Genomic DNA, 21,232 nt, shown 5'->3' with positions numbered 1-21,232 from the left:
TGATCCGGTAGTGTCAGCTCCGGCTAAGCAGACGAATAAGCCAACCAGTAACCGGACGAGGGCTGATCTGGCCTAAAAGGTATAACAGTGTGAACTGTAAGCTGACGGTGCGGTGGGTTAGTTTTCTCGACAGTTGTTTCAGTACCGCTTCGGCGACATCTTCGGCGGTCAGGTTGACCCCCAGAGCGTCGATAATGTGTGCTCCATGTTTCTGAGACGTCAGCATAGGCGTCTTGACGAATGGAGGCATTACGTCTCCGACATGAATACCATCCTTTCTCCACTCAAGGTTAAGAGCTTCGGTTAACCCTTGAACGGCAAACTTTGACGCTGAATACACAGCGAACTCCGGAATACCATAAGTGGCCGATGCCGAACTCATATTGATCACCTGACCTTCAGGTGCAGCTTTGAGGTAGGGATAGGCTGCCTGGCAGCCATTAATAACGCCTTTGATATTAATATCCAGAATCTGCTGGTGGCGTTCGCGACTGATGTCGGTAAAACGATTCACCTCAAGTATGCCAGCACAATTAAACAGAAGTCGCAGCTGTCCATGGTGTTTAGCGGCAAAATCACTGACTGAATGCTCAAAGGCATCGGCATCTGTCACATCCAGTTTATAGATATACACGCGTTCAGGCGTTTGAGCGCAAAGAGCCTCAAGATCATCAGTAAAAAGATCCGCAAGTGCGACAGACCAACCACGATTAATCAGAGCTTCTGCTGTTGCTCTGCCAATACCGGATGCTGCTCCGGTAATAAACGCGTTCATATCACCTCCTAAGATTATTAACTGGCCTTGCCCTGGCTACTCTTCATCGTCAGCTGTATCGATGGAGTTTTTAACTGCCGGTAATGAGTACTCAGGTAGGGTAAACCGCTCCAGGCTGGTGCGGTCCAGCGTATTCAGCGGCGTCATATCATTCACTACTCCACCTTTTTCGAACAACAACCAGCTCCATTCGTTATTCAGTACGGCACGACGATACAGATTCAGAATCTGTGTCTTAGTAATATTGCCGACTTGATCTGCGATGGCCTGACGGGTATCAAAGGTATATCGTCCGGTTGAGAGATCAGCCCAGAAATTGGCTGCTTTTTCGCCCATATTTTTAGGGTTTTCGGTCAGCCGCGTGATCAATCCTTCCTGAAATAACGCGAACTCTTCATCCGACATGGTCTCCAGTTTACCTTCGTAATCGCGGAAAAATATCCGGCTATGATTCATCATCTCTTCTGGGGTAGCGGTTGGCGATTGAACGATAAACAATAGCCCGGGAACAGATTTCTGCGGATAAGCGGTCGCAAATACGATGTAGCCCAGTTGTTGCTCCGTGCGCATATATTGATAGTAGGGTGACGAAATCATCTGAGCGAGCAGGCCCGCTTCAGCACGGGATACGTCTGACGTGTCTGTCCCCTGAAGGTACAGTGTCATGACTTTATCCGGGTGATCCTGAGTGACCGACTGCTGAAATTGCCCAGCAGGTGCTTTCAGTAGTTTCGAGTCTGTCTTTGCTTCGGTATTGGCCGGATAATATTTTTGAGTCAGAGTGCCAATCTCCGCAGCAGACTCTGCACTCAGAGTACCGTGAACATAGGTCGTTATAGCAATGCTGTTTCCGAGCTGTGCGGCAAAATTCTCCAGCTGCTCTTTAGTGGTCGCTTTTACCACAGGTAACAGATCTGTATCACTGAAGGATGGTTCGATTAACCAGTTCTTCAGGTCAGCCAGAGTGCGCTGATACGGACGTGCCTTCAGGTTGTTTTCAAGAGCGCGGATCAGGCTTGCCTGATAGCGCTCGAACTGCTCGTTACTGATGTTCATATTTTTCATTTCAGTAAATATCTGTTCGAGCAGAACCGGTAACTTATCGAAATAGCCGCTTACTGCGATTTCCAGCCCTTCGCTGGTGGCAGAAAGGCGATAGTTTAGCCCTGCGAGGCTGGCAGGATAACTGTAGGTGTTTAAGGCTTCAGTGACTGTCCGGGCATAGAGACGTGCGAGGACACGTTGCTCGGCACTGTCTTTAATCGCTGGCACTTTAAGATCTATTAATACCTGCGCGCGAGGAGCATCAAACTCATGCTCTGGGTAATACCAAAGCTGGTAGCCGTTATCTGATGTAACCAGTTCGGGGGTATCGGACGCTTCGCCGGGGGCCGTTTCAAGGTTTTCTGGAACGAATGGGTTGGCCTTTGGTAGGTGGAGTGCCCCCTTCCATTCAGATGTTTCTGCCTTCTGATAGTCTGAAGGGCGTATTTTGATCTCGGTCCCGTACCAAGGGTCGGTCGTATCTGTATCGACACCTGGTGCTATCAGGACGCGCAACATATTGTCAGCCGTCAGACCAGACAAGTATTTCTTTATCAGCTCATCGGGAGCAGGTTCTGAACGGTAGTCACCGTAGATGGTATCTTCTACGGGAAAAATCAGCATATTGCTGCTCAGGCGGGTGGTGTAGTTGGATATTGGCCCATGTTCCTGAAAGCGGAATGTCATTTCATTGAGCATTCTCTGCTCTTCTTTGATGTAGTCAGGGATACCGTTAGTACGGATCAGATCAATGTATTCCATCAGGATGGAGGTGATTTCCTCCTGATGGAGTAGGCCGGACTTGGTTAAACCAATACCGACGACCATAGTGGATGCATGGTGGGTGCTCAGCGAGCGACCGGCACTGAGCGATTCAGCCCAACCCTTTTTCTTCAGGAGTGCGAGAATACTGCCGTCGCCTTCGTGACCAATCAGGTTCGAAAGTAACTGCACGGGTTTGTACTGATACTGTGAAAGAATTTCTGGCAGTGGAAAAGTAAAGCGAAGCTCGCGTATTTCCTTGACCGGTTTGATGTGCATATCAAGTGGCAGCTGTTCGGGAACAAACACCGGAACATCAGGCCGTTCGAAATGAACATCCCTTTCAGGAATATCAGAAAAAAGCTGGCGGGCTTTATTACCCAGTTGATCAAGCTCGTAGTCGCCGGCGATAACGAGCGTCATGCGATCTGAAGAGTAGTGCGTCTGATAAAAAGAAATCAGTTCGTCGCGAATTTTACTATCTTCGCGGTCGCTGAGCGTGTCCAGATTCCCGGTCGAGAAACCAGAGAAAGTGAACTCGGGATTCATTGCCATTTTTTGTGCTGAAAAAATACGGCGCCCATCCTCTTTAAGGTTCGCGCTGTACTCTGCATGTACAGCGTTTTTCTCCCGATCAACGTAGGCTTCATCGAACGTAGGTGAAATGAAAAATGGGGCGAAACGTTCCAGCGCGCCGCTTAATTGTTCGTTGTCGACATCAAAGAAATAGGTCGTCTGCGCATAGGAGGTAAAGGCATTATGGCTACCACCATTCTGCTTTATAAACTGTTGGTATTCGTCTGGCTCGGGAAATGGCTCAGTGCCGAGAAACAGCATATGCTCGAGGAAGTGGGCGAGGCCCTCACGACCCTTGGGATCATCCATGCTGCCAACGTTTACACTCAGGGCTGCACTCGCCTTGTCTGCTTCGGGAGTCCTTACGAGCATCACTTTCAGACCATTTTCAAGCTCCATATAGCGGTAGCTATAGGCGTCCGCAGGGCTTACGATCAGGTCGGGGGATTGCGAAATGCGGAACATAGAGTATCCAAAAGCGGCCAATACAATAAGAATAAAAGTCCAGTAGCGAGGCGAGAACATGCCAACTCCTGCTGCAATGTATGTCGTTTTAATTAGTGGGCTGTGCCGTCTGCGCTGGCAATTGCCTGAGCATCGTCCAGGGAGTGATGCGCAGGGTCCAGCGCGGCAATGTGGATAAGACGCGCACGGGCGTCTTCCAGTTCCGCTACCATCAGCGCAAATTGTGATTCAAACGCCTGGTCTATGGCGTTGTATAGAACTTTCACTTTGTCTTCTGCTTCGGCGTTGCCTCCTTCGCGGAGGGTTTTCAGGCAGGCGAGAGCGATGTTGTGGTACATCTGGTCTTTGTTCACGGGCGTCTCCTTTTTCCTCATGATACACGACCCGGCGCACCGCTATAAGCCTGCGTGAAACTCCTTAACTTTCTTTACCCCAGCGTGGCGTCAGGGCTGAACCAGTGCAGCTCACTGATACTGACTTCCGGGCTCAGGACATTGCCGCTCAGCCAGTCGATACGTGCCTTGTGAGACGTTGCTAGCAACTCTGAATGCTGAATGTGACCGGCGTAAATCACCATGCCTGCGTCATGCAGTTTCTGAAGAAGTCGCCCGCCCTGAACGGCGTTTCTCGGCTCCTGCATGCGCGTCAGAAATTCCGGCGCTAAAGTGATGCCTCCGATGGGAAGACTCAGAATCTGGCGGGCGTTCAGAAAGCTTCGTCCGAAATGGCGGATCATCCGGGTGATGTCGTGATGCACCAGTTCGCCGTGCAGCAGGATATCTTCCTCCTGTTCACTCAGGAGCTGTTCTTCACTGAGTATCATGGATACTTCGATAGGATGCAGTGTCCGCGCCTGATTTAATGCTGGCAGAAACTCCCGGATCGATTCGGCAGAAGCATTATGACTCTCAAGAATAACTCTTACGGGCCCGCTGAAATGAGACTGCCAGGTAGCAACTACGGTCGTTAACCAGGCGTGCCAGTCCGCTTCTTTATAGTTGCCCAGTTGCTGACTTTCGACGCCCAGTATTTCGCCATGCAGACCGAAGACAGGAAGGACCGTCTGTTCTTCTGCTGCTGCACTAGCCTGGCGCGTATTCAGACCAAGCTTTTCACGTAGCCAGGCCTCGTAGTCGGAGTCCGACGGCGCTTCGTGACGGGTCATACTGGCCGCAGGGAGCCGGCCATCGGTTTCCATCGCGGCCGCGAACTCCTGCAGTTCGGAGACAGAAGCTGAATCGCGTGCGGCGATCAGGAATTCGTTCGGTAGAGGCATGTGATAGAGGTCCTGCCCCTGACGGCAGATGCTTTTGAGCTCTGAAAATATCCGTGCCGATGCACTCAGGTCGTTAATCAGCTCGGGTTCAAACTGGATATGCAGAGCGGCGGCAGGAAGCACTTCCTGGTTCGGCTCTGCCGCATGGTCGGCATGGCTGCTTTCTATGGCAGACGTGGTGAAAGCGGAGGCATTGAGGTCGCAGACACACAGTCGGTATTGAGCCCCTAATGGACTGATGGCCATAGAGGAAGGAAGCTGCTGACGTTCATTGTCGAGAAGTGTGAAATGACCAAGCCAGGTTGCACCTGCTTCGATCTGTCGCGTCACCTCGGCTTCGAGAGTAACCCCAGCGCCTGAGCAGGCTGGCGAGAACAGATTCAAGCCCTGAAGGTCCTCTTCCCTGATAGACAGCGCTTTGCACAACTGTGGGCTCGCAAGACGTATGATCCAGTTGCTGTCGGTCAGAAACGCCGCTGCGTCCTCGGTCAGTGCCTGCTGAAACTGGTGCACATAGCCCAGCAGGCTTTGTTGGCGTACGCCTTCTTCTATATCAATGGTCAGCAGGGTGTTGTCCCAGGGTTTGGCGACGAAGCGATGAACATCGCCGGCATGCCAGGCTTCGCGCAGTGCGGAGTAATCTACCTGCCCGGAGAGCAGCAGCCGGTATGTGTAAGGTGACACCTTTCTGGCTTCATGACAGAGAGAGATGCCATCTCTGCGGGGCATCTTGAAGTCGGTAACCATGACATGAATATGTTCGCGGCGCAGAACGTCGAGTGCTTCTTCACCGTCGTTAGCTTCGAACAGGTTCCAGTCCTGCGAGCGGAGCATACGGCGCAGTGCCTGAATGATGCTGGGCTCATCGTCTACTAAAAGTACATTGATCTGCATAGTCGCTGCTTCTCCTTTTGTAGAAGTGTAGTCCGCCACTTTTTCGCCCGGGATAAGAACTCTGTAAATTCCTGTTAATTTATCCTTGCAAACGCAGAAGGCTATCTATACTGGATTTAGTGTAGTTACCTATTGAGAGATTGCTGTGAGGGAAAAACAAGCGCTGACAACAGGTGAAGTCGCCAAATACTGTGGAGTTAACTTCCGTACAGTGATCCGCTGGATCGAGCGCGGCCACCTGGATGCATACAAACTGCCCGGCCGTGGCGACAACCGAATTCCGGTAGAGAGCTTTGTTGATTTCCTCAACAATAACAATATGCCGGTACCGGAAGAGCTCGACAGCGGCGGACATAAACTCGTACTGCTGGCGGACGTGGACGAAGTCTCGACTGAGATTGCTTCCTGTGTCCGACGGGCTGGCTGGGATCTTCTGGTGACTCAGGACCCTGTCCACTTTGGCTTTCTGATCAGTCAGAACCAGCCGGCGGCCATTGCGATTACCCGACCTGAATTTGAAGAGTCGGTGAGGCGCGTGGTTCGCGACGGTGACCACAAAGAGATGTTGTGCATCTCGATATGTGGTTCGGGTGAAGGGGCTCAGGGGCTTAAAGATGGATGGCTACACCTGCGCTGGCCGCAGGATCAGCAGCAGTTCATCCTGCAGTTGACCAGTAACCAGGCCGCCTGATGTAGCCGGGTTTTCTGCCCAGCCCTGAGCGTGCTTTCCGGGAGCGTAACGTCAATGTACTGGACGTATGTGATCATCATTACGCTTCTTGCCGTTGCTATGGGTCTCCTGACCCGTCTTTCTCAGCTGCGCCTGTTACTGGCTGACCTTCAGCGCGAAAAAGATCGTGCTGATATTCTGTGGAAGCATTTCCCTGGCGTCGTCGCTGAAATTCGCCCTGACGGTACCATCATGAGTGCCGGTTCGGGTATTCACACCCTCGGTGCTGATCGTCTTGTAAAAGGTGAGCAGGTTCAGAATTTTCTGTCGGGTGAGGCTCTGACGACGTTCAGCAAACGCCTGAAAGAGTCGATTGTATCCCGCGAGCCCGTTTCTTATTGCCTCAGTGTCGATGCTTATGACTCTACGGTTCACCTGCGTAATGAGCTGGTGCCTGTGGTGCGCGAGGGACGTGTGAAGTCTTTGCTGATCATCAGTAGTGATATTTCTGAGCTCAAGGAAGTAGAAGAGCAACTCAGACATGAGAAAGCCGTTGCGGAGTCGGGTTATCAGGCCAAGCGAAGCTTTCTTGCCAGTATGAGTCACGAGATCAGAACTCCCCTCAACGGAATGCTCGGTGCCCTCAGTCTTATTGGCGGAACGCCACTGAGTCCACACCAGAAAAACTACCTGAATAACTTACAGCAAGGTGCCGACCATCTTCTGGCGATCGTCAATGATGCTCTTGATGTCTCCAGAATTGAGAGTGGTCATCTTCAGTTGGTCAGAGAAGAGTTTGACCTGCCGGCGCTGGCGCAACGGGTCTTGGGGATTGTTCAGGGAAAAGCGTCGGAGAAGCGAATAGCACTGCAGTTGTTCTGTGACGAAGAGGTGCCTGGGCAGGTTGTCGGTGATCCTCTTAGAGTCAGTCAGATTCTGATTAATCTGCTCAATAACGCGTTGAAATTCACTGACAAAGGCCACGTCATTCTGCGTCTCGTGAAGCGGGAAAAAGAGGGGGACAGCGTTCGCTTCACCGTCGAGGATACTGGTATTGGTATCGATCCTTCCCGTGCTCCCTATTTGTTTGATGAATACAGCGGTGCCCATGATGAACGCTCACGGGCTCTGGGAGGGACGGGGTTAGGCCTGAATATCTGTAAGCGGCTGGTCGAAGCCATGGGCGGCAACATCGGTGTTGCGAGTACGCCCGGTATTGGCTCATGTTTCTGGGTGAATATTCCACTTCCGGCCACGAGTCAGGGCACAGCGCTTGCGGCGCAACAGGACTTCCGTGGGAAGACGCTCTGGGTGGCCGACTCCTATGCCGTTAACCGCTCGTTTGTCATGGGCGTTGCCGGCCGAATGGGGATGAATGTGCGTGGATTCGATCGTCTCAGAGACTGTATTGCCGCGCTGTTGGTCGAGAAACCCGGCATACTCGTACTGTCACGTCGCTTTTTTAACGCACCCGATATGCGTTTACGATACGACTCGCTGGGTGACATAAGGTTGTGTGTGAGTTGTGATGAAAGCTTCTCAGAAGACTGGCAGCCGCCGGCGGAGCTGGTTCATGGAACCTGGGCGTGGCCCATCGATCATCGGCATCTGAATGCACTACTGGCGCGTGTGCTTGAATCCGAGCCCACAGACACCGAGGTGCTGAGGCCGGCGAGTTCTGAATCAAATGCTGGACCCCGTTCCTCTCTGTATCTGTTGCAGGTGCTTCTGGTGGAGGATAACCCGGTCAACCAGAAGGTTCTTGAACAACTGCTGAAGCGGCAGCGCTGTCAGGTGGTTGTCCGCAGTAGCGGTGCTGAAGCGCTTGAATACCTGACCAATAACACCGGTACCGAGCTGGTGATTATGGACAGGCACATGCCGGGCATGGATGGGATAGAAACGATGCGCCGCATACATGACCTCCCGGGGCATGCAACGTTACCCGTGGTTGCGCTCTCTGGTGACGCACTGGAAGAGCAGAAACTTGAGTTTCTTCAGGCGGGAGCGATTGACTATCTCCTTAAACCAGTGAGCCCAAAGCGCCTGAAGCAGCTGGTTGACAGCTTCAGGTCAGAGCATCGCCGTGCGGTATAAAGCGGTTGTCCGTTTCTGCTTTCATCTTGCGTACGATGTCTTTTTCCGGTTTCCGCCCTTGCGATTTCAGGTATCGGAAGATGCGAATTGCCGGGTTGTTCGCGCCAGACTCAAAACCACTCAGCGTCTGTTCTGCACGAATATAGAAAAAAGCAATATTAATAAGCTCAGCGTCCGCAAGATCTGAGAGAGATTGTTCCCAGTCACTCTGGCTGCTACGAATCCAGTTCGCCGCCCGATTTCTGAGTTGTTCCGCTGCGCTGGCGGGATTGTCTGCAGCGGCTGCAAGCTGTCGCAACTCGTTGCTCGTCGGAACGGCCTCAGTCTCTGTTGTGGTCGCTGACGGGTTCCACTCACCGATCATACATTCTACTCCGCAGTTTTCTGCCGTGGCTCTGTCGTATATGGTAGCGATATTACCACAGAGCGAAACAGGTCGGGATGCAGGGCACCATGAGTGACATTGAAGAGGACCGTTATCATGACATACGGCCATACAGGGACGAGGAAGTCAGGCAGGTTCTGGAAAGGCTAGGGCAGTCATTCGAATTACATCGGGCGCTGGTGTCCTATCGCTTTGCCCGGTATCCGCCATGGTCGCAGCGGCTGCTGGCTCGGATCGTTGGCTGGCAGCTTCGTCGCCATTTTGCTCCGATGACGACCGTAGATGCTTTCCAGGGATGGCTGAAAGACTGGATTACTGACCTGATAGACTCGACCACGGCAAATGTGGAAGTTTGTGGCCTGGACCACCTGAATCAGGATCAGTCATATCTTTGGCTGTCTAATCACCGTGATATTGCTATGGACCCCACGCTGATAGGTTACGCCCTTGTCTCGTCGGGTTGGCCAACCGCACGAATTGCGATTGGCGATAATCTGCTGGCAAATCCGGTGCTGGCGGATCTGATGAGGCTGAACAAAAGTTTTATCGTTAAACGTTCAGTTGCAGATCGCCGGACACGGCTACAGGAATTCCAGAAACTTTCAGGTTATATCCGCCACTCTCTCGAGGATGGCCATTCTGTGTGGCTTGCACAGAGAGAAGGAAGGGCGAAAGATAATCTTGATCACACGGATACCGCAGTTCTGAAAATGCTCTCTCTCAGCGGACGGGATGACCGGCTTAACTTTGCTGAAACGATGCAGCGGCTGCGGCCAGTACCTGTATTGGTTCAGTACGAGTGGGACCCTTGTGACGTATTGAAAGCCCGCGAACTGGTGGCGCTCGAGGAGAATGGTGTCTACAAAAAGTCTGAAGGAGAGGACACTCACAGTATTCTCCTGGGTATGAAGGGACAAAAGGGCAACATCCGTATTTGCTTTGGGCGGCCACTGGCGATGGCTGACATGCAGGATGCGAGCCTGATGGCGGCAGCAACCGACCAGAAAATTGATCAGATGAAAAAATTGTTTCCGGTTAATTATGCGGCTTTACGCTTGTTGCAGAGTGAGCATCAGCTCTACCAGAACCTGCACTGGGAGTGCCCTGTTGATATGGAACTACCCTTGAATGAGTTGAGTATGCGTTGTTCCGGAGAGCCGGCCGCAGTGAGGATAAGAATGTTAAAAACTTACGCTGCAGCGTTGATCAGCCGCTTGTCGAGAGCGAGTGATAAGTAACTATCCGGCGTATTGTTCGCCGGATAATTACCACATCGGCCTTCTGTATTACTGAGCGTTCAGAAGCTCTGTAATACGAAGATCAACGTTAGGGCGAATACTGACATCAGGGAACTCTTCAGTAATCATACGGAAGTATTCCAATGCCTTGAGGCGGCTGCTCTGAGAGTTATATGGGCTCATATAAATCAGCCCCATCTGGTAAAGAGCCTTAGATCGGACCTCCTTTCCTGACGCTTCATTTTCATAAACAATGGTGTATACGGTAACGGCTTCTTCGATGCGGTTTTCAGTAATCGCACGTTCACTCATTGGATTCAGTTCATCGTCATACGGAATGTTCGGTCTTGACAGTAATTCCTCACGATTCAGATTATTCAGAAGCTCTTTTGCTGGTACGAAAACTGGGTTGTCAGCGCGTTGGTTGAGCTCTGCGAGGTGAGACTGGATGCGGCTGGAAATACGGGACGACGGGAATTCCTGGCGGTGTTTTGCGAAAAACTCACGCGCCTTGGCGTCATCACGCTGATCATTAAAGCGGTTCATATACATCAGGCCAATCTGGTACAGAGCTAACGATTTCATATTGTCGCTGTAATCCGGATTGTTGTAACCCAACATATAGGTATCAACCGCTTTCTCAGTTTGGCCCCGCGCTATTGCCTGAATAGAAAAGGTCAGCAGGTCAGGCTCTTCTCTGAGTGCGGCAGCGGCGCGGAGGCGGATGTTTTCTTCGTATTTAGCAACTTCGTACGCACCGGCGCCGGCAACAGCCAATGGGGCCGGAGCAGCACACGAAGCAAGTAAAAATGGTGTGACGAGGAGTAGCAGGCGGATCAGCATATTTATATCCCTGTTGTTGTCATAATGCTCACCGGGTCAGAGTAAGCTCATAGTCAGTCTAAATTGATGACAACGCGAAGGAAAGTCAGTTCATCGGGAAAGCTTAGATCAGCGTATCACCGATGCGGCCAGAACAGAGGCAAGAACACCGATGGATGCCCCGGCAATAGCGGCTCGTAACGCAGTAGACCTGACCATTCTGACGGTGGCTCGACGGTGATCCTCAAGTGCGGAATCAAAAGCCATTTTCTGAGCCTGAAGCTTGCTGGTCAGTTCATCAGTGGCACGTTTTACCATACGGTCTGCGACGGCAGCGGCCAGTTTCTGATTTGCTGTTTTAGTGCGGTTAAAGAGGCGCTCGGATTCAAATTCTGCGTCGAGTTCTTTCTGTACTTCACCCACCTGTTGCTGTAACTGGCGTCGCATAACTTCAAGCTGGTGCCGTTGATGCTGCTGGAGCTGTGAGGCTGTGGTATCAATGCCTGCGGTAATTTCTCCTTTGGCCTCCGTCAAGGCACTTCTGAGGTGCTTCTGTACCAGACGGTCAATCTCTACTAAAGGAATAGAAGCGGTAGGCAAAGCAGTCACGTCCTTGTTCGCGTCATTTGCAGCGGGCTTGTCGAGGGAGCGTATAACCGCCATGACGGCCTCTTGATCGGCAGGTTTGCAAAGAACACCGTTGGCGCCTTTCTGCAGTGCAATCCGGAAATAGTCTTCGCCGTCTTTCGATGTATACATGATGGTAGGGATGGCAGAGGTCTTGGGATTTGCCCGAATCATCTGGGTGGCCTCAAGCCCATCCATTCCCGGCATCATATGATCCATAAAAATGATGTCTGGCTGACGATGCTCAAGGAAAGCCAATGCAGCTTCGGCGCTCTCGACGGTATCGACGTTTACCTGAATGCGAGCAAGGAGTCTTTGCAGCACCAGGCGCGCAGATTTCGAGTCATCAACAATGAGGGCACTTTTTATCAGCATGGCTATATTATTGTTATGCAAAAATGCCATCTTTAGTCGATTCCATATCGAAATCAAGGATTTATTACGCCTAACTTGAACCAGGTCACAGGGTGTGAGCGTGAGAATTGCACGGAGAGCATCAGAAATTGAGTGGATCTGGCATAATAGATAAGCGAAATATCTGGCAGGGGGCCAATAATGACAGTACAAGACCATGGGCATTTAATTAAGCGGGCTGCTGTAGCGTCTCTGGTGACTGCGACAGTTCTGCTGCTTTCAAAAGCCGCTGCGTGGTCTGCCAGTGACTCGGCGAGTGTGCTGTCTTCTCTGCTCGATAGCCTGATGGACATTGCGGCCTCCCTCATCAACTTTTTCGCAATACGTTATGCACTAATGCCCCCGGATGACGAACATCCTTTTGGTCATAGCAAAGCAGAGGGGCTGGCTGCATTAATGCAGTCAGCGTTTATCCTCGGTTCGGCGACTATGTTGCTGCTTCATGTGATCGATCGTCTGTTGAAACCACAGGAACTAACAGCCCTGCCTGAAAGTATTGGCGTGATGGCTTTTTCTACATTAGCCAGCGTGTGCCTCGTGATGTACCAACGTTATGTCTGGCGCAAAACCGGATCACTCGCGGTTAAAGCCGACTCGGCACATTATCTCAGTGATATTTTGACGAATATCGCCGTTATCCTAGCTCTTGTCGGTGCTATGTGGGGCGTATTGTGGCTTGACGCCGTCATTGCGTTACTCGTTGCCGTAATATTGGTGTTTGGGGTTATTACTATTGTCAAAGAGGCTCTCGCTGTACTCATGGATCAGGCACTGGATGCAGATGATGAGGCGGAGCTGATAAATATCATTAATACGACTGACGGGGTCCTGGGTTACCATGACCTGAAGACGCGCCAGTCGGGTGTGGTTCAGTTCGTGCAATTCCATCTTGAGCTTTCGGCAGATCAGTCGCTGAAGCAGGCACATGCAACCGGGGAAGCGCTTGAGCAGAGAATTCTGGAGCGTTTTCCGCGAGCTGAAATTCTGATACACCACGATCCTATCTGATGATTCGCAGTGTATTTTTAATAGTTTCTCTGTTGGTATTCTGCTCATCAGATTGTCTGGCCAGCGGCTTCGACGAGCCAACGCTTATTCCTTACGGAACCGTATGGCCCGAGAAACCAGAAACTGAAGAAGACGTTCAGACAGAAGTGACTGATGACATGGCAGAACGGTCACGTCGTTGGTTGATTGATCATCTGGATAATCTGTCGGGCGGGATTGATAGTTTCTTCGTCGATCGTTTTTTTAATGATGATGTGACTGATGTTCAGGGGCATGGCAGCCACGCAAAATTTTCTTTTTTTACGCGCCGTGAATTGGGTGACCCGGTGGACTACAAGTTTGGAGTCAGCCTCAATATCGAACTTCCTCATACTAATGACAGATTAAATCTCCTACTGGAATCGGAAGACGAGGACGTTCGCGAGTCGCAGGTGTTAGAAAGTCCTGATAACGTTACCTACAGTTCCGCACTGCGATTTATTATCCAACAAACAGAGCGTTGGAGTTCGTCGGTTGATGCCGGTATACGCTGGGGAATTCCGCCAGATCCGTTTGTGCGTTTTCGGGCTAAGCGTCCCGTGTACTTTGACTACTGGAACTTCACCTTCCGTCAGGAGCTTAATTATTACACCTCGGATGGTTATGGCTCTGTGACGGATCTGACCTTTGACCGTCCGATTGATACGCAGCGCTTATTTCGCTATGAAATGGAGAGCGAGTATCTCCTCAATAACGACTATTTTACTTTGATGTACGGCGCTGGCCTGTACCATGAAATTAACCCGATTTATGCGTATGCCATTCTGGCGAAAGCCACGGGCGATACGGAATTTGGTGCCACTTTTGACGCCTACGAATTCGGCGTGCGTCTCCGTCGACGTATTTATCACGACTGGATGTTTGCTGAATTACATCCTCAGTATATCTGGACTCGTGAAAACGACTGGGAACCGACGCCGGTACTGATGCTTCGTTTGCAGGCTGAGTTCAGGCGGCAATAATTTTTCGGAAGGTCAGGTTAATGCGTGGCTCTGACACGCGAGCGCGCCTTGGGAGTGCGTGTTGCCAATCGGACTGCATGCCAGCCTTCATTATGAGCAGGCTACCGTGTTGAAGGGGCAGGGAGTGTGCCTGACGCGTTGCACCACTGGGCCGTAGCGTGAAATCTCTTTCCGCACCCAGGCTTAAAGAGGCGATCACTGGTGTTTCGCCTAATTCAGGCTCATCGTCACTGTGCCACCCCATGCTGTCCTGTCCGTTGCGATAGAGGTTAAGCAACACCGAATTAAATTCAACGCCTGCTATTTGGGACAGGTCTTTTGCTAACGAGGCAAGATAGTCTGGCCAGGTAACAGACGTGAAGTCTGTTCCTGAATATCGATAAGTATGAGCACGGTTTCCCATCCAGGCTTGCAGTCTCGGTATTGGGTGTCTTTTTCCGTAAATAGTAATGCTTGGCTGTTGCCAGGCAATATCAGACTGAAGGCGACTCAGCAGACTGTCGCTTTCGTGGCTGGATAGCCATTGAGGGAAGTATTCCATGCTGCCATCCAGCAGCATGGATTGCCCGAACAGGTCTGCCATCTCAGTTATTGAAGAAGCCTTCAAACAGAGGTGAGGTCAGATAGCGTTCGCCAGAATCAGGAAGAACCACAACGATGGTTTTGTCTGCATAAGCCGGGTCTTCTGCCAGACGCAGGGCGCCGATCATAGCCGCACCGCAGGAAATGCCCGCAAGGATCCCTTCTTCTGACATCAGTCGATGTGCCATTGCCATTGAGTCATCATTGGAAACAGGCTCGACTCGGTCCAGCAGTGAAATATCCAGGTTCCCCGGAATAAAGTTGGCGCCAATACCCTGAATTTTGTGGGGGCCAGGAGTCAGCTCTTCGCCAGCGATCTTTTGGCTGATAATAGCAGAGTCAGAAGGTTCGACGGCAACCGCTTCAATAGAGCTCTTCTGACCTTTCAGGTAGCGGGCACAACCACTGATCGTGCCACCAGTACCAACGCCAGCAACGATAACGTCCACGGTTCCGTCAGTATCGTTCCAGATTTCAGGGCCCGTTGTTTTCTCGTGGATAGCCGGGTTGGCCGGGTTTTCGAACTGCTGCAGCATAATGCGTGTGTCAGGAGCCTCAGCGAGAAGCTTCTCGGCTTCCTGAACCGCTCCCTTCATACCTTTCGGGCCTTCGGTCAGTACCAGATTGGCGCCCAGTGCCTGCATCACCTTACGGCGCTCTACGCTCATGGTTTCCGGCATGCAAAGGGTGACTTTGTAGCCGCGTGCCGTGGCAACAAAGGCCAGTGCAATACCGGTATTGCCGCTGGTAGGCTCGACAATCTCCATGCCGGGCTTCAGCAGGCCATCCTGCTCAGCCTGCCAGACCATGTTGGCACCGATGCGACACTTCACAGAGTGCGCGGGATTGCGGTTCTCGAGCTTAGCGTACAGGCGCGGGTGTTGCGTCAGTTTGCGGATGCGGACGAGGGGGGTGTTACCAATAGACTGGGTAATGTCGTCGTAGACCTTCATAGTTTCCTCAGTGACAATATTTCTGGTTGGGCTAAACTTAGGCCGATATGTGATGTACTAATGACAGCAAACCGGGAGAGAAGTTGCCCAGTTCCAACGTTCAGCGAGACAGCGATACCTTAAGGCCCCTTGAAAGCCAGATCAATATGCTAACCAGCCTGATCGAGCGTAAAAAAGCAGGTGGGCGTTTTCCAGCAGCCTTAGAGGCCAGTTATCAATCGTTTCGTCTCCGTCAGTTTTTCAGCGTGGATCTGCGTGTCATCATATCTGGCTTGCTGGTCTTTGTGGTGTTTGGTTGGGCCGATTTCTCCTTTGGCGGTGCTCAGTCAGTAATGTTGTTCAGTATCCGGGTACTTATCGCTGTGCTTCTGATGCTGGCTATTATCTGGATTCCCCGCAGTCGCTTTGCACCGTATTCGCTCTATGCGCTCGTCGCTGGCGTGTATATATGTTTCTTATCGGTGCTCTGGAATATCTACATTGTCGATCTGCCATGGGGTTACTTTTACCACCTTGGGATGATTCCGATGCAGGTGTTTGCGCTGCTTGGGTTGCGCAGTAACTATCGGGCGATGTTTGCCTGCTCCTTAGCAATGCTGCTGACGTATACCGCTTTCATCGTGCTATTGCCAGGGCCTGCCGAATTGACGGAAGTGAATCGCCTGGCCATGGCCATGGCACCGTATTACATCCTCTTCTGGGCGATACTGGTGATCATGGCGTCGTACCTTTCTTACACGATTGAATCCGGTACCCGCACCGACTTTATCAAGAACAGATTGCTGGCCCTTGAGGCGGACAGGCTGCAGTATCTTGGTCGACGTTTACAGCAGTTATCGACAACGGATTCGCTGACAGGGATTGCCAATCGCCGTCACGCGGAAACTCAGTTATCAGAAGAGTGGAGACGTTGCCTGCGTAGCAATGAGCCTTTGGCGGCTCTGATGATCGATGTTGATTTATTCAAAGCCTATAACGACCAGTATGGCCACCAGCAGGGGGATTCTTGCCTGCGCAGTATTGCGCAGAAAATGGCTGAGTTCTGTCGGCGTCCGGGGGATGTCTGTGCGCGTTATGGCGGAGAAGAGTTTGTTATCGTTTTGCCTGAGACAACGCTGAATCAAGCCGAAGAACTGGCGCAGGAGCTGTGTGAGTCGATTGCGGGCCTGAACATTCCTCATGCAGGTTCACCTCATAGTGTTGCAACTGTGAGTGTCGGAGTGGCTGCTGAGATTCCCAGAGCAGGTGATAATTATGAGGGGCTGCTGAAGCGTGCAGATATGGCGCTTTATCAGGCCAAAGGCAATGGCCGAAATCAGGTCAAACGCCAGTCAGTTACATCAAGCTGACCGGCGTTTGTGATTGAGTTTTACTGACCGCTACGCAGGGCTTCCAGGCGGGCGTCTTTCTCTTCCCAGAGCTTCTGTACCCATTGCTGAAAGTGCAGGCGATAGCTGTCGTCTGTCTCGTAGTCACCATTAATCAATTCGGCTGGAATCGGTTTTTCTTCGACAACGACATTGCAGCGCGGCATTTTACCCTGCATAAAATCCCAGAAGGTCGGAATGCCGTCCGGGTAGTTGATGGTCACGTCCAGTATTGACTGGAACTGATCTCCCATAGCGCTCATGGCGAATGCCATGCCACCCGCTTTGGGCTTCAGCAGGTGTTTGAAAGGCGAGCCGGTTTCATCGTGCTTCTTCTGAGTAAAGCGTGTGCCTTCGAGAAAATTCATCACACTGGTCGGCATGTCTTTGAACTTTTCACAGGCCGCGCGCGTAGTATCCAGATCTTTGCCCTTCATTTCCGGGTGCTTTGCCAGGTACTCTTTGCTGTAACGCTTCATGAATGGGAAATCCAGCGCCCACCAGGCTGCGCCCATGATCGGCACCTTAATCAGTTCCTGCTTGAGGAAGAACTTCAGCAGTGGGATACGGCGATTCAAAGTATGCTGGAGAACCAGAATATCGACCCAGCTCTGGTGATTACTCACGACGAAATACCAGCCGTTACGGCTCAGGTTATCGGGACGCTCTATCGTCCAGTTCATTTTCTGGGTCAGGGTCATCCAACCTGAGTTGCAGCTGATCCAGGCATTGGCGACAGCTGCCAGTAGGTAGGTAAGGAGCTTACGTACCGGAGCGACTGGAATGATCACTTTAAGGAAAGTCAGCGGAAACAGTAAGCACGCCCAGAACAGGGTGTTAATCAAAAGCAGCAGGCTTGCAATAATGCCGGTTACGATCGGTGGCATGTCAGATACCTTATTTCTGATGTTGGGACTGAATCGCTGTCAGGGCGATGGTGTAGACAATGTCTTCTACCAGAGCACCTCGTGACAGGTCATTTACCGGTTTCGCGAGGCCCTGCAGCATCGGTCCGATACTGATGACGTTGGCACTTCGCTGCACCGCTTTATAGGTTGTATTACCTGTGTTCAGATCCGGGAAGATAAGCACGGTTGCCTGTCCTGCTACCGGGCTGTCCGGCGCCTTACTCTTGGCAACGCTGGCGGTGGTGGCCGCATCATATTGCAAAGGCCCATCGACTACCAGATCAGGACGGCGCTCACGTACGATGGCGGTGGCTTCCCGGACTTTCTCTACGTCTGCGCCACTGCCTGATTCGCCCGTCGAGTACGACAGCATGGCAATACGCACGGGGATATTCATCTGCCTGGCGGATTCGGCACTCTGAATCGCGATATCTGCCAGCTCCTCCGGGCCGGGGTCCGGGTTCACAGCACAGTCACCGTAGACCAGAACCTGATCTGGCAGACCCATAAAGAACACAGAAGAGACAAGCTTGGCGTTGGGGGCTGTTTTGATCAGCTGCAGGGCGGGGCGGATCGTATTCGCCGTAGTATGGATGGCGCCGGATACCAGCCCATCCACTTCATCCTGTGCCAACATCATGGTGCCGAGCACGACGTTATCCTCGAGCTGAGCGAGTGCCATGGGCTCTGTCAGATTCTTATGCTTGCGGCGTTCAACCATGCCGGCAACGTACTGATCGCGGACATCGTCCGGATTTACGATGCTGAGATCATCGGGAAGCTCAACTTCCTGCGCCCGCGCAACCTGACGCACGCTTTCCTCGTTGCCGAGCAGAATGCAGTCGGCAATGCCACGGCTCTGACAGATGGCTGCCGCAGCAATGGTTCTTGGTTCTTCTCCTTCCGGGAGCACGATCCGGCGCTTATTGGCTCTGGCGTGAGACACCAGCTGGTGGCGGAAAGCCGCGGGGCTCAGGCGAGGAGTATGTGGCGCACCAATCCGCTCTGCCAAAGTTTCAACATCAAGGTGCTGCGATACCGCATTCATGATGCGTTTAACCCGCTCCGTATCATCAACCGGAACGTGCGTATCCATGTGGGTTAGGGCGCGGGCGGTGGAATAGCTGTCGGTATGAACACTCAGAACAGGAAGGCCGGTTTGCCATGCACGCTCGCACAGATTGTGCAGGGCATCGGTTGGTGTGTATCCCGACGTGAGTAGCAATCCAGCGAGTGGCGTGCCATTGGTCGCTGCCATTGCGCTGGCGACAATAATGTCATCGCGATCTCCTGGGGTCACAACCAGAGTTCCGGGGCGAAGGTGGTCGATCATATTGGTCAGTGTGCGGGCGCAAAGAGTGATGCGTGCCACGCGCCGCTGATCAATGTCGCCCTCACTGATAATGTCTGCGTTCAGCGCACGGGCAATATCAAGCGTACGTGGGCTGAGGAGGTCCGCCTGCCATGGAATGACGCCGAGAACAGGGCAGTCATCAATCGTGATCTGCTCGCACTCTTTGGCGCTACAGCCTGCCGGGGGCATATCCGCAGGAGATTCTTCAGATGTGGGTAATGCGCCATGAATGTCGGGTGCGCCGGCCTTGTTAATAATACAGCCCATCATACTGGCTTTCTTGCCGCCGAAGAGTCCGACCTGCAACTTCAGGTCTGAACGAATCTGGCTTGCACTTTTGCCTTCTGCGCTGGTGACCAGCAAGACGTCTGCCCCCATAGCTTTAGCAATTTCGACATTCAGCTTGGCGGTGTACGGCTCGCTCCGATCTGGTACCAGGCCCTCGATGATCACCACATCGCAGCCTTCTGCGACCTGAGCGTGAAGGCCGACAGCATCTTCCAGCGTACGATCCAGCATGCCATTACTGACCGACTGCTGAACATCTGCCAGTGCCATTGGCTCTGGCGTATCAAGATGGAGAACACTGCGGATAAGCTGTGTAGAGCGCTCATTGGCCGACGAGCCAGGGGCGACCGGTTTCACGAAGCCAACTTTTAGTCCCTGAGCATCAAGTGCCTGAATCAGTCCCAGGCTGATGGTCGTCAGGCCGCTTTCAGTATCGGTTGGGGCGATGAAAATATTAATCATGGTCAGATGTGAGCCTGTATGTGTCCTGCGCGATCATGCGCTCTTCGTCGGTGGGAACTACCATTACCAGGGGGGTGCCCTGTTCACTGATTCGTCCGGTGTCGTTGCCGTTCGATTGGTTAAAGTCGCCGTTCAGGCGATATGGAATATTCTTCCAGCACGCCAGAATACGCTGACGGATATTGGCCGCATGCTCGCCAATACCGCCGGTGAATACGACTGCATCGGTGTGTGTGAAGTTAGTGCTGAGTGCAGCAAGATGACGGGCAGTACGGAAGCAAAATGCATCAATCGCGCGCTGAGCAGCCTCATCCCCCTCGGATTCCGCTTCAAGGAGAGTTCGCATATCGTTGCTGAGTCCACCAGACATCCCCAGTAATCCACTCTCGCGGTTCAGCGTATTCATCAAGTCATCGAGTGGCTGTTTTGTGGTCTCACTCATAAACTCAATCAGCCCTGGGTCAATATCACCACTGCGGGTGCCCATCACCAGGCCCTCGAGGGGAGTCAGCCCCATGGTTGTGTCAACAGATTTGCCCTGGCGGATTGCACAGGCACTGCAGCCATTGCCTAAGTGAGCAATGATCAGATTGAGGTCTTCGGGCGACTGCTGCAACCGCCGTGCGGTCTCGGCAGCAACGAAGCGATAACTGGTGCCGTGAAATCCATAACGACGGACGCCATATTCTTCGTACCAGGCGTAGGGCACGCCATAGAGGTACGTCGACTCAGGGATGGTCTGGTGAAATGCGGTATCAAAGACAGCAACGTTGGGCACGCCCGGGAGTAATTCACCGCAGAGTTCGATCCCCATCAGGTTCATCGGATTATGCAGTGGTGCCAGTCCGGAAACTTTCCTGAGCTCGGCAATGGTGTGCTGATCCAGCGTGCAGCTCTCGATGAAAGATTCGCCGCCATGGACAACCCGGTGACCAATGCCTCTGAGTCCCTTGAGCTGGGATTCAGAGGCATTGATGAATGCGGTCAGTGCGGCATTGTGATCCATACTTCCCGAGGTCTGAAGTTCGATCTGACCTGAGACAGACAATGAAGCTTGTTCTGTACCCAGGCGCTCGGCCTTAGCCTCTATAACAGGGGTGGTTTCTTCAGCGCTATTGTATAGGGCAAGCTTAAGGGAGGAGCTGCCACAGTTAACTACCAGTACCGAGCCTTCCATCGGTGTATTTATCTCCTGTCCGTAAGGTGAGTCGGGTTTACCCAGACCGTATATTCTGGCTTGCCAGGTACCCCAGTAATCTCAAGG

General features: G+C 52.3%; 18 protein-coding genes. 6 read left to right on the top strand and 12 right to left on the bottom strand.

Annotated elements, in window-relative coordinates:
* Positions 1–13 precede the first annotated feature (13 nt).
* The 4 genes from B2067_RS15840 to B2067_RS15825 form a co-directional block, all read right to left on the bottom strand.
* Positions 14–775 carry an SDR family oxidoreductase gene (locus B2067_RS15840; protein ID WP_301389096.1) on the bottom strand — a complete coding sequence of 254 codons (762 nt, stop codon included), beginning with the start codon at positions 773–775 and terminating at the stop codon, positions 14–16.
* Positions 776–811: 36 nt separating this feature from the next.
* Complete coding sequence (locus tag B2067_RS15835; protein WP_301389095.1) at positions 812–3,682, bottom strand: insulinase family protein; 2,871 nt, start codon at positions 3,680–3,682, stop codon at positions 812–814.
* A gap of 32 nt (positions 3,683–3,714) precedes the next feature.
* Positions 3,715–3,975, bottom strand: a complete 261-nt coding sequence (locus B2067_RS15830) for a hypothetical protein (protein ID WP_301389094.1) — start codon at positions 3,973–3,975, stop codon at positions 3,715–3,717.
* Between the two features lie 74 nt (positions 3,976–4,049).
* The gene (locus B2067_RS15825) at positions 4,050–5,792 is read right to left on the bottom strand and encodes a response regulator (RefSeq protein ID WP_301389092.1); all 1,743 of its coding nucleotides are present in this window, start codon (positions 5,790–5,792) and stop codon (positions 4,050–4,052) included.
* 145 nt (positions 5,793–5,937) lie between these two features.
* Here B2067_RS15825 and B2067_RS15820 point away from each other — a divergent pair, with 145 nt between their 5' ends.
* Together B2067_RS15820 and B2067_RS15815 are read left to right on the top strand one after the other, a co-directional pair.
* Positions 5,938–6,483: a helix-turn-helix domain-containing protein gene (locus tag B2067_RS15820; protein WP_301389091.1), complete on the top strand. Its 546-nt coding sequence runs from the start codon at positions 5,938–5,940 to the stop codon at positions 6,481–6,483.
* Between the two features lie 54 nt (positions 6,484–6,537).
* The gene (locus B2067_RS15815; protein WP_301389090.1) at positions 6,538–8,559 is read left to right on the top strand and encodes an ATP-binding protein; all 2,022 of its coding nucleotides are present in this window, start codon (positions 6,538–6,540) and stop codon (positions 8,557–8,559) included.
* Here B2067_RS15815 and B2067_RS15810 read toward each other — a convergent pair.
* Positions 8,531–8,923 carry a hypothetical protein gene (locus tag B2067_RS15810; protein WP_301389089.1) on the bottom strand — a complete coding sequence of 131 codons (393 nt, stop codon included), beginning with the start codon at positions 8,921–8,923 and terminating at the stop codon, positions 8,531–8,533. The genes B2067_RS15815 and B2067_RS15810 overlap by 29 nt on opposite strands.
* An 89-nt stretch (positions 8,924–9,012) precedes the next feature.
* On the opposite strand from B2067_RS15810, the gene B2067_RS15805 reads away from it, so the two are divergent.
* Positions 9,013–10,182: a 1-acyl-sn-glycerol-3-phosphate acyltransferase gene (locus B2067_RS15805; protein ID WP_301389088.1), complete on the top strand. Its 1,170-nt coding sequence runs from the start codon at positions 9,013–9,015 to the stop codon at positions 10,180–10,182.
* A gap of 48 nt (positions 10,183–10,230) precedes the next feature.
* Here the strand turns inward: B2067_RS15805 and B2067_RS15800 are convergent, their stop codons facing one another.
* Together B2067_RS15800 and B2067_RS15795 are read right to left on the bottom strand one after the other, a co-directional pair.
* Complete coding sequence (locus tag B2067_RS15800) at positions 10,231–11,025, bottom strand: hypothetical protein (RefSeq protein WP_301389087.1); 795 nt, start codon at positions 11,023–11,025, stop codon at positions 10,231–10,233.
* 108 nt (positions 11,026–11,133) lie between these two features.
* On the bottom strand, positions 11,134–12,036 hold the full coding sequence (locus tag B2067_RS15795; protein WP_301389086.1) for a response regulator: 903 nt from the start codon (positions 12,034–12,036) through the stop codon (positions 11,134–11,136).
* Positions 12,037–12,186: 150 nt separating this feature from the next.
* Here B2067_RS15795 and B2067_RS15790 point away from each other — a divergent pair, with 150 nt between their 5' ends.
* The gene (locus B2067_RS15790; RefSeq protein WP_301389084.1) at positions 12,187–13,053 is read left to right on the top strand and encodes a cation diffusion facilitator family transporter; all 867 of its coding nucleotides are present in this window, start codon (positions 12,187–12,189) and stop codon (positions 13,051–13,053) included.
* Positions 13,053–14,054 carry a hypothetical protein gene (locus tag B2067_RS15785; protein WP_301389082.1) on the top strand — a complete coding sequence of 334 codons (1,002 nt, stop codon included), beginning with the start codon at positions 13,053–13,055 and terminating at the stop codon, positions 14,052–14,054. Before B2067_RS15790 ends, B2067_RS15785 begins: the two co-directional genes overlap by 1 nt.
* On the opposite strand, the gene B2067_RS15780 is transcribed toward B2067_RS15785, so the two are convergent.
* Positions 14,041–14,595, bottom strand: coding sequence for an alpha-ketoglutarate-dependent dioxygenase AlkB family protein (locus tag B2067_RS15780; protein ID WP_301389081.1), 555 nt, complete (start codon positions 14,593–14,595; stop codon positions 14,041–14,043). The genes B2067_RS15785 and B2067_RS15780 overlap by 14 nt on opposite strands.
* A gap of 43 nt (positions 14,596–14,638) precedes the next feature.
* Complete coding sequence (gene cysK / locus B2067_RS15775) at positions 14,639–15,589, bottom strand: cysteine synthase A (RefSeq protein ID WP_068439611.1); 951 nt, start codon at positions 15,587–15,589, stop codon at positions 14,639–14,641.
* A gap of 83 nt (positions 15,590–15,672) precedes the next feature.
* Here cysK and B2067_RS15770 point away from each other — a divergent pair, with 83 nt between their 5' ends.
* On the top strand, positions 15,673–16,938 hold the full coding sequence (locus B2067_RS15770; protein WP_301389079.1) for a GGDEF domain-containing protein: 1,266 nt from the start codon (positions 15,673–15,675) through the stop codon (positions 16,936–16,938).
* 20 nt (positions 16,939–16,958) lie between these two features.
* Here B2067_RS15770 and B2067_RS15765 read toward each other — a convergent pair whose 3' ends face one another.
* From B2067_RS15765 to B2067_RS15755, 3 genes are read right to left on the bottom strand one after another with little or no spacing between them, the layout of a single operon-like run.
* Positions 16,959–17,843 carry an acyltransferase gene (locus B2067_RS15765; RefSeq protein ID WP_301389078.1) on the bottom strand — a complete coding sequence of 295 codons (885 nt, stop codon included), beginning with the start codon at positions 17,841–17,843 and terminating at the stop codon, positions 16,959–16,961.
* A gap of 10 nt (positions 17,844–17,853) precedes the next feature.
* On the bottom strand, positions 17,854–19,968 hold the full coding sequence (gene pta, locus B2067_RS15760; RefSeq protein WP_301389076.1) for a phosphate acetyltransferase: 2,115 nt from the start codon (positions 19,966–19,968) through the stop codon (positions 17,854–17,856).
* Positions 19,961–21,145 carry an acetate/propionate family kinase gene (locus tag B2067_RS15755; RefSeq protein WP_301389075.1) on the bottom strand — a complete coding sequence of 395 codons (1,185 nt, stop codon included), beginning with the start codon at positions 21,143–21,145 and terminating at the stop codon, positions 19,961–19,963. The genes pta and B2067_RS15755 overlap by 8 nt, the downstream gene beginning before the upstream one ends.
* Positions 21,146–21,232: the final 87 nt, after the last annotated feature.

The sequence above is a fragment of the Thalassolituus sp. UBA2590 genome, assembly GCF_002339775.1.
Classification (GTDB): domain Bacteria; phylum Pseudomonadota; class Gammaproteobacteria; order Pseudomonadales; family Oceanobacteraceae; genus Thalassolituus.
Note: the sequence above shows the minus strand (reverse complement) of the source record. Positions and strands in the feature narration are given on the sequence as shown.

Coding starts and splice junctions, on each gene's coding strand:
- B2067_RS15755 (WP_301389075.1), bottom strand. CDS start 21,145: ATGGAAGGCTCGGTACTGGTAGTTAACTGTGGCAGCTCCTCCCTTAAG.
- B2067_RS15795 (WP_301389086.1), bottom strand. CDS start 12,036: ATGGCATTTTTGCATAACAATAATATAGCCATGCTGATAAAAAGTGCC.
- pta (WP_301389076.1), bottom strand. CDS start 19,968: ATGATTAATATTTTCATCGCCCCAACCGATACTGAAAGCGGCCTGACG.
- B2067_RS15805 (WP_301389088.1), top strand. CDS start 9,013: ATGAGTGACATTGAAGAGGACCGTTATCATGACATACGGCCATACAGG.
- B2067_RS15800 (WP_301389087.1), bottom strand. CDS start 11,025: ATGCTGATCCGCCTGCTACTCCTCGTCACACCATTTTTACTTGCTTCG.
- B2067_RS15815 (WP_301389090.1), top strand. CDS start 6,538: ATGTACTGGACGTATGTGATCATCATTACGCTTCTTGCCGTTGCTATG.
- B2067_RS15835 (WP_301389095.1), bottom strand. CDS start 3,682: ATGTTCTCGCCTCGCTACTGGACTTTTATTCTTATTGTATTGGCCGCT.
- B2067_RS15840 (WP_301389096.1), bottom strand. CDS start 775: ATGAACGCGTTTATTACCGGAGCAGCATCCGGTATTGGCAGAGCAACA.
- B2067_RS15810 (WP_301389089.1), bottom strand. CDS start 8,923: ATGATCGGTGAGTGGAACCCGTCAGCGACCACAACAGAGACTGAGGCC.
- B2067_RS15780 (WP_301389081.1), bottom strand. CDS start 14,595: ATGGAATACTTCCCTCAATGGCTATCCAGCCACGAAAGCGACAGTCTG.
- cysK (WP_068439611.1), bottom strand. CDS start 15,589: ATGAAGGTCTACGACGACATTACCCAGTCTATTGGTAACACCCCCCTC.
- B2067_RS15825 (WP_301389092.1), bottom strand. CDS start 5,792: ATGCAGATCAATGTACTTTTAGTAGACGATGAGCCCAGCATCATTCAG.
- B2067_RS15765 (WP_301389078.1), bottom strand. CDS start 17,843: ATGCCACCGATCGTAACCGGCATTATTGCAAGCCTGCTGCTTTTGATT.
- B2067_RS15790 (WP_301389084.1), top strand. CDS start 12,187: ATGACAGTACAAGACCATGGGCATTTAATTAAGCGGGCTGCTGTAGCG.
- B2067_RS15785 (WP_301389082.1), top strand. CDS start 13,053: ATGATTCGCAGTGTATTTTTAATAGTTTCTCTGTTGGTATTCTGCTCA.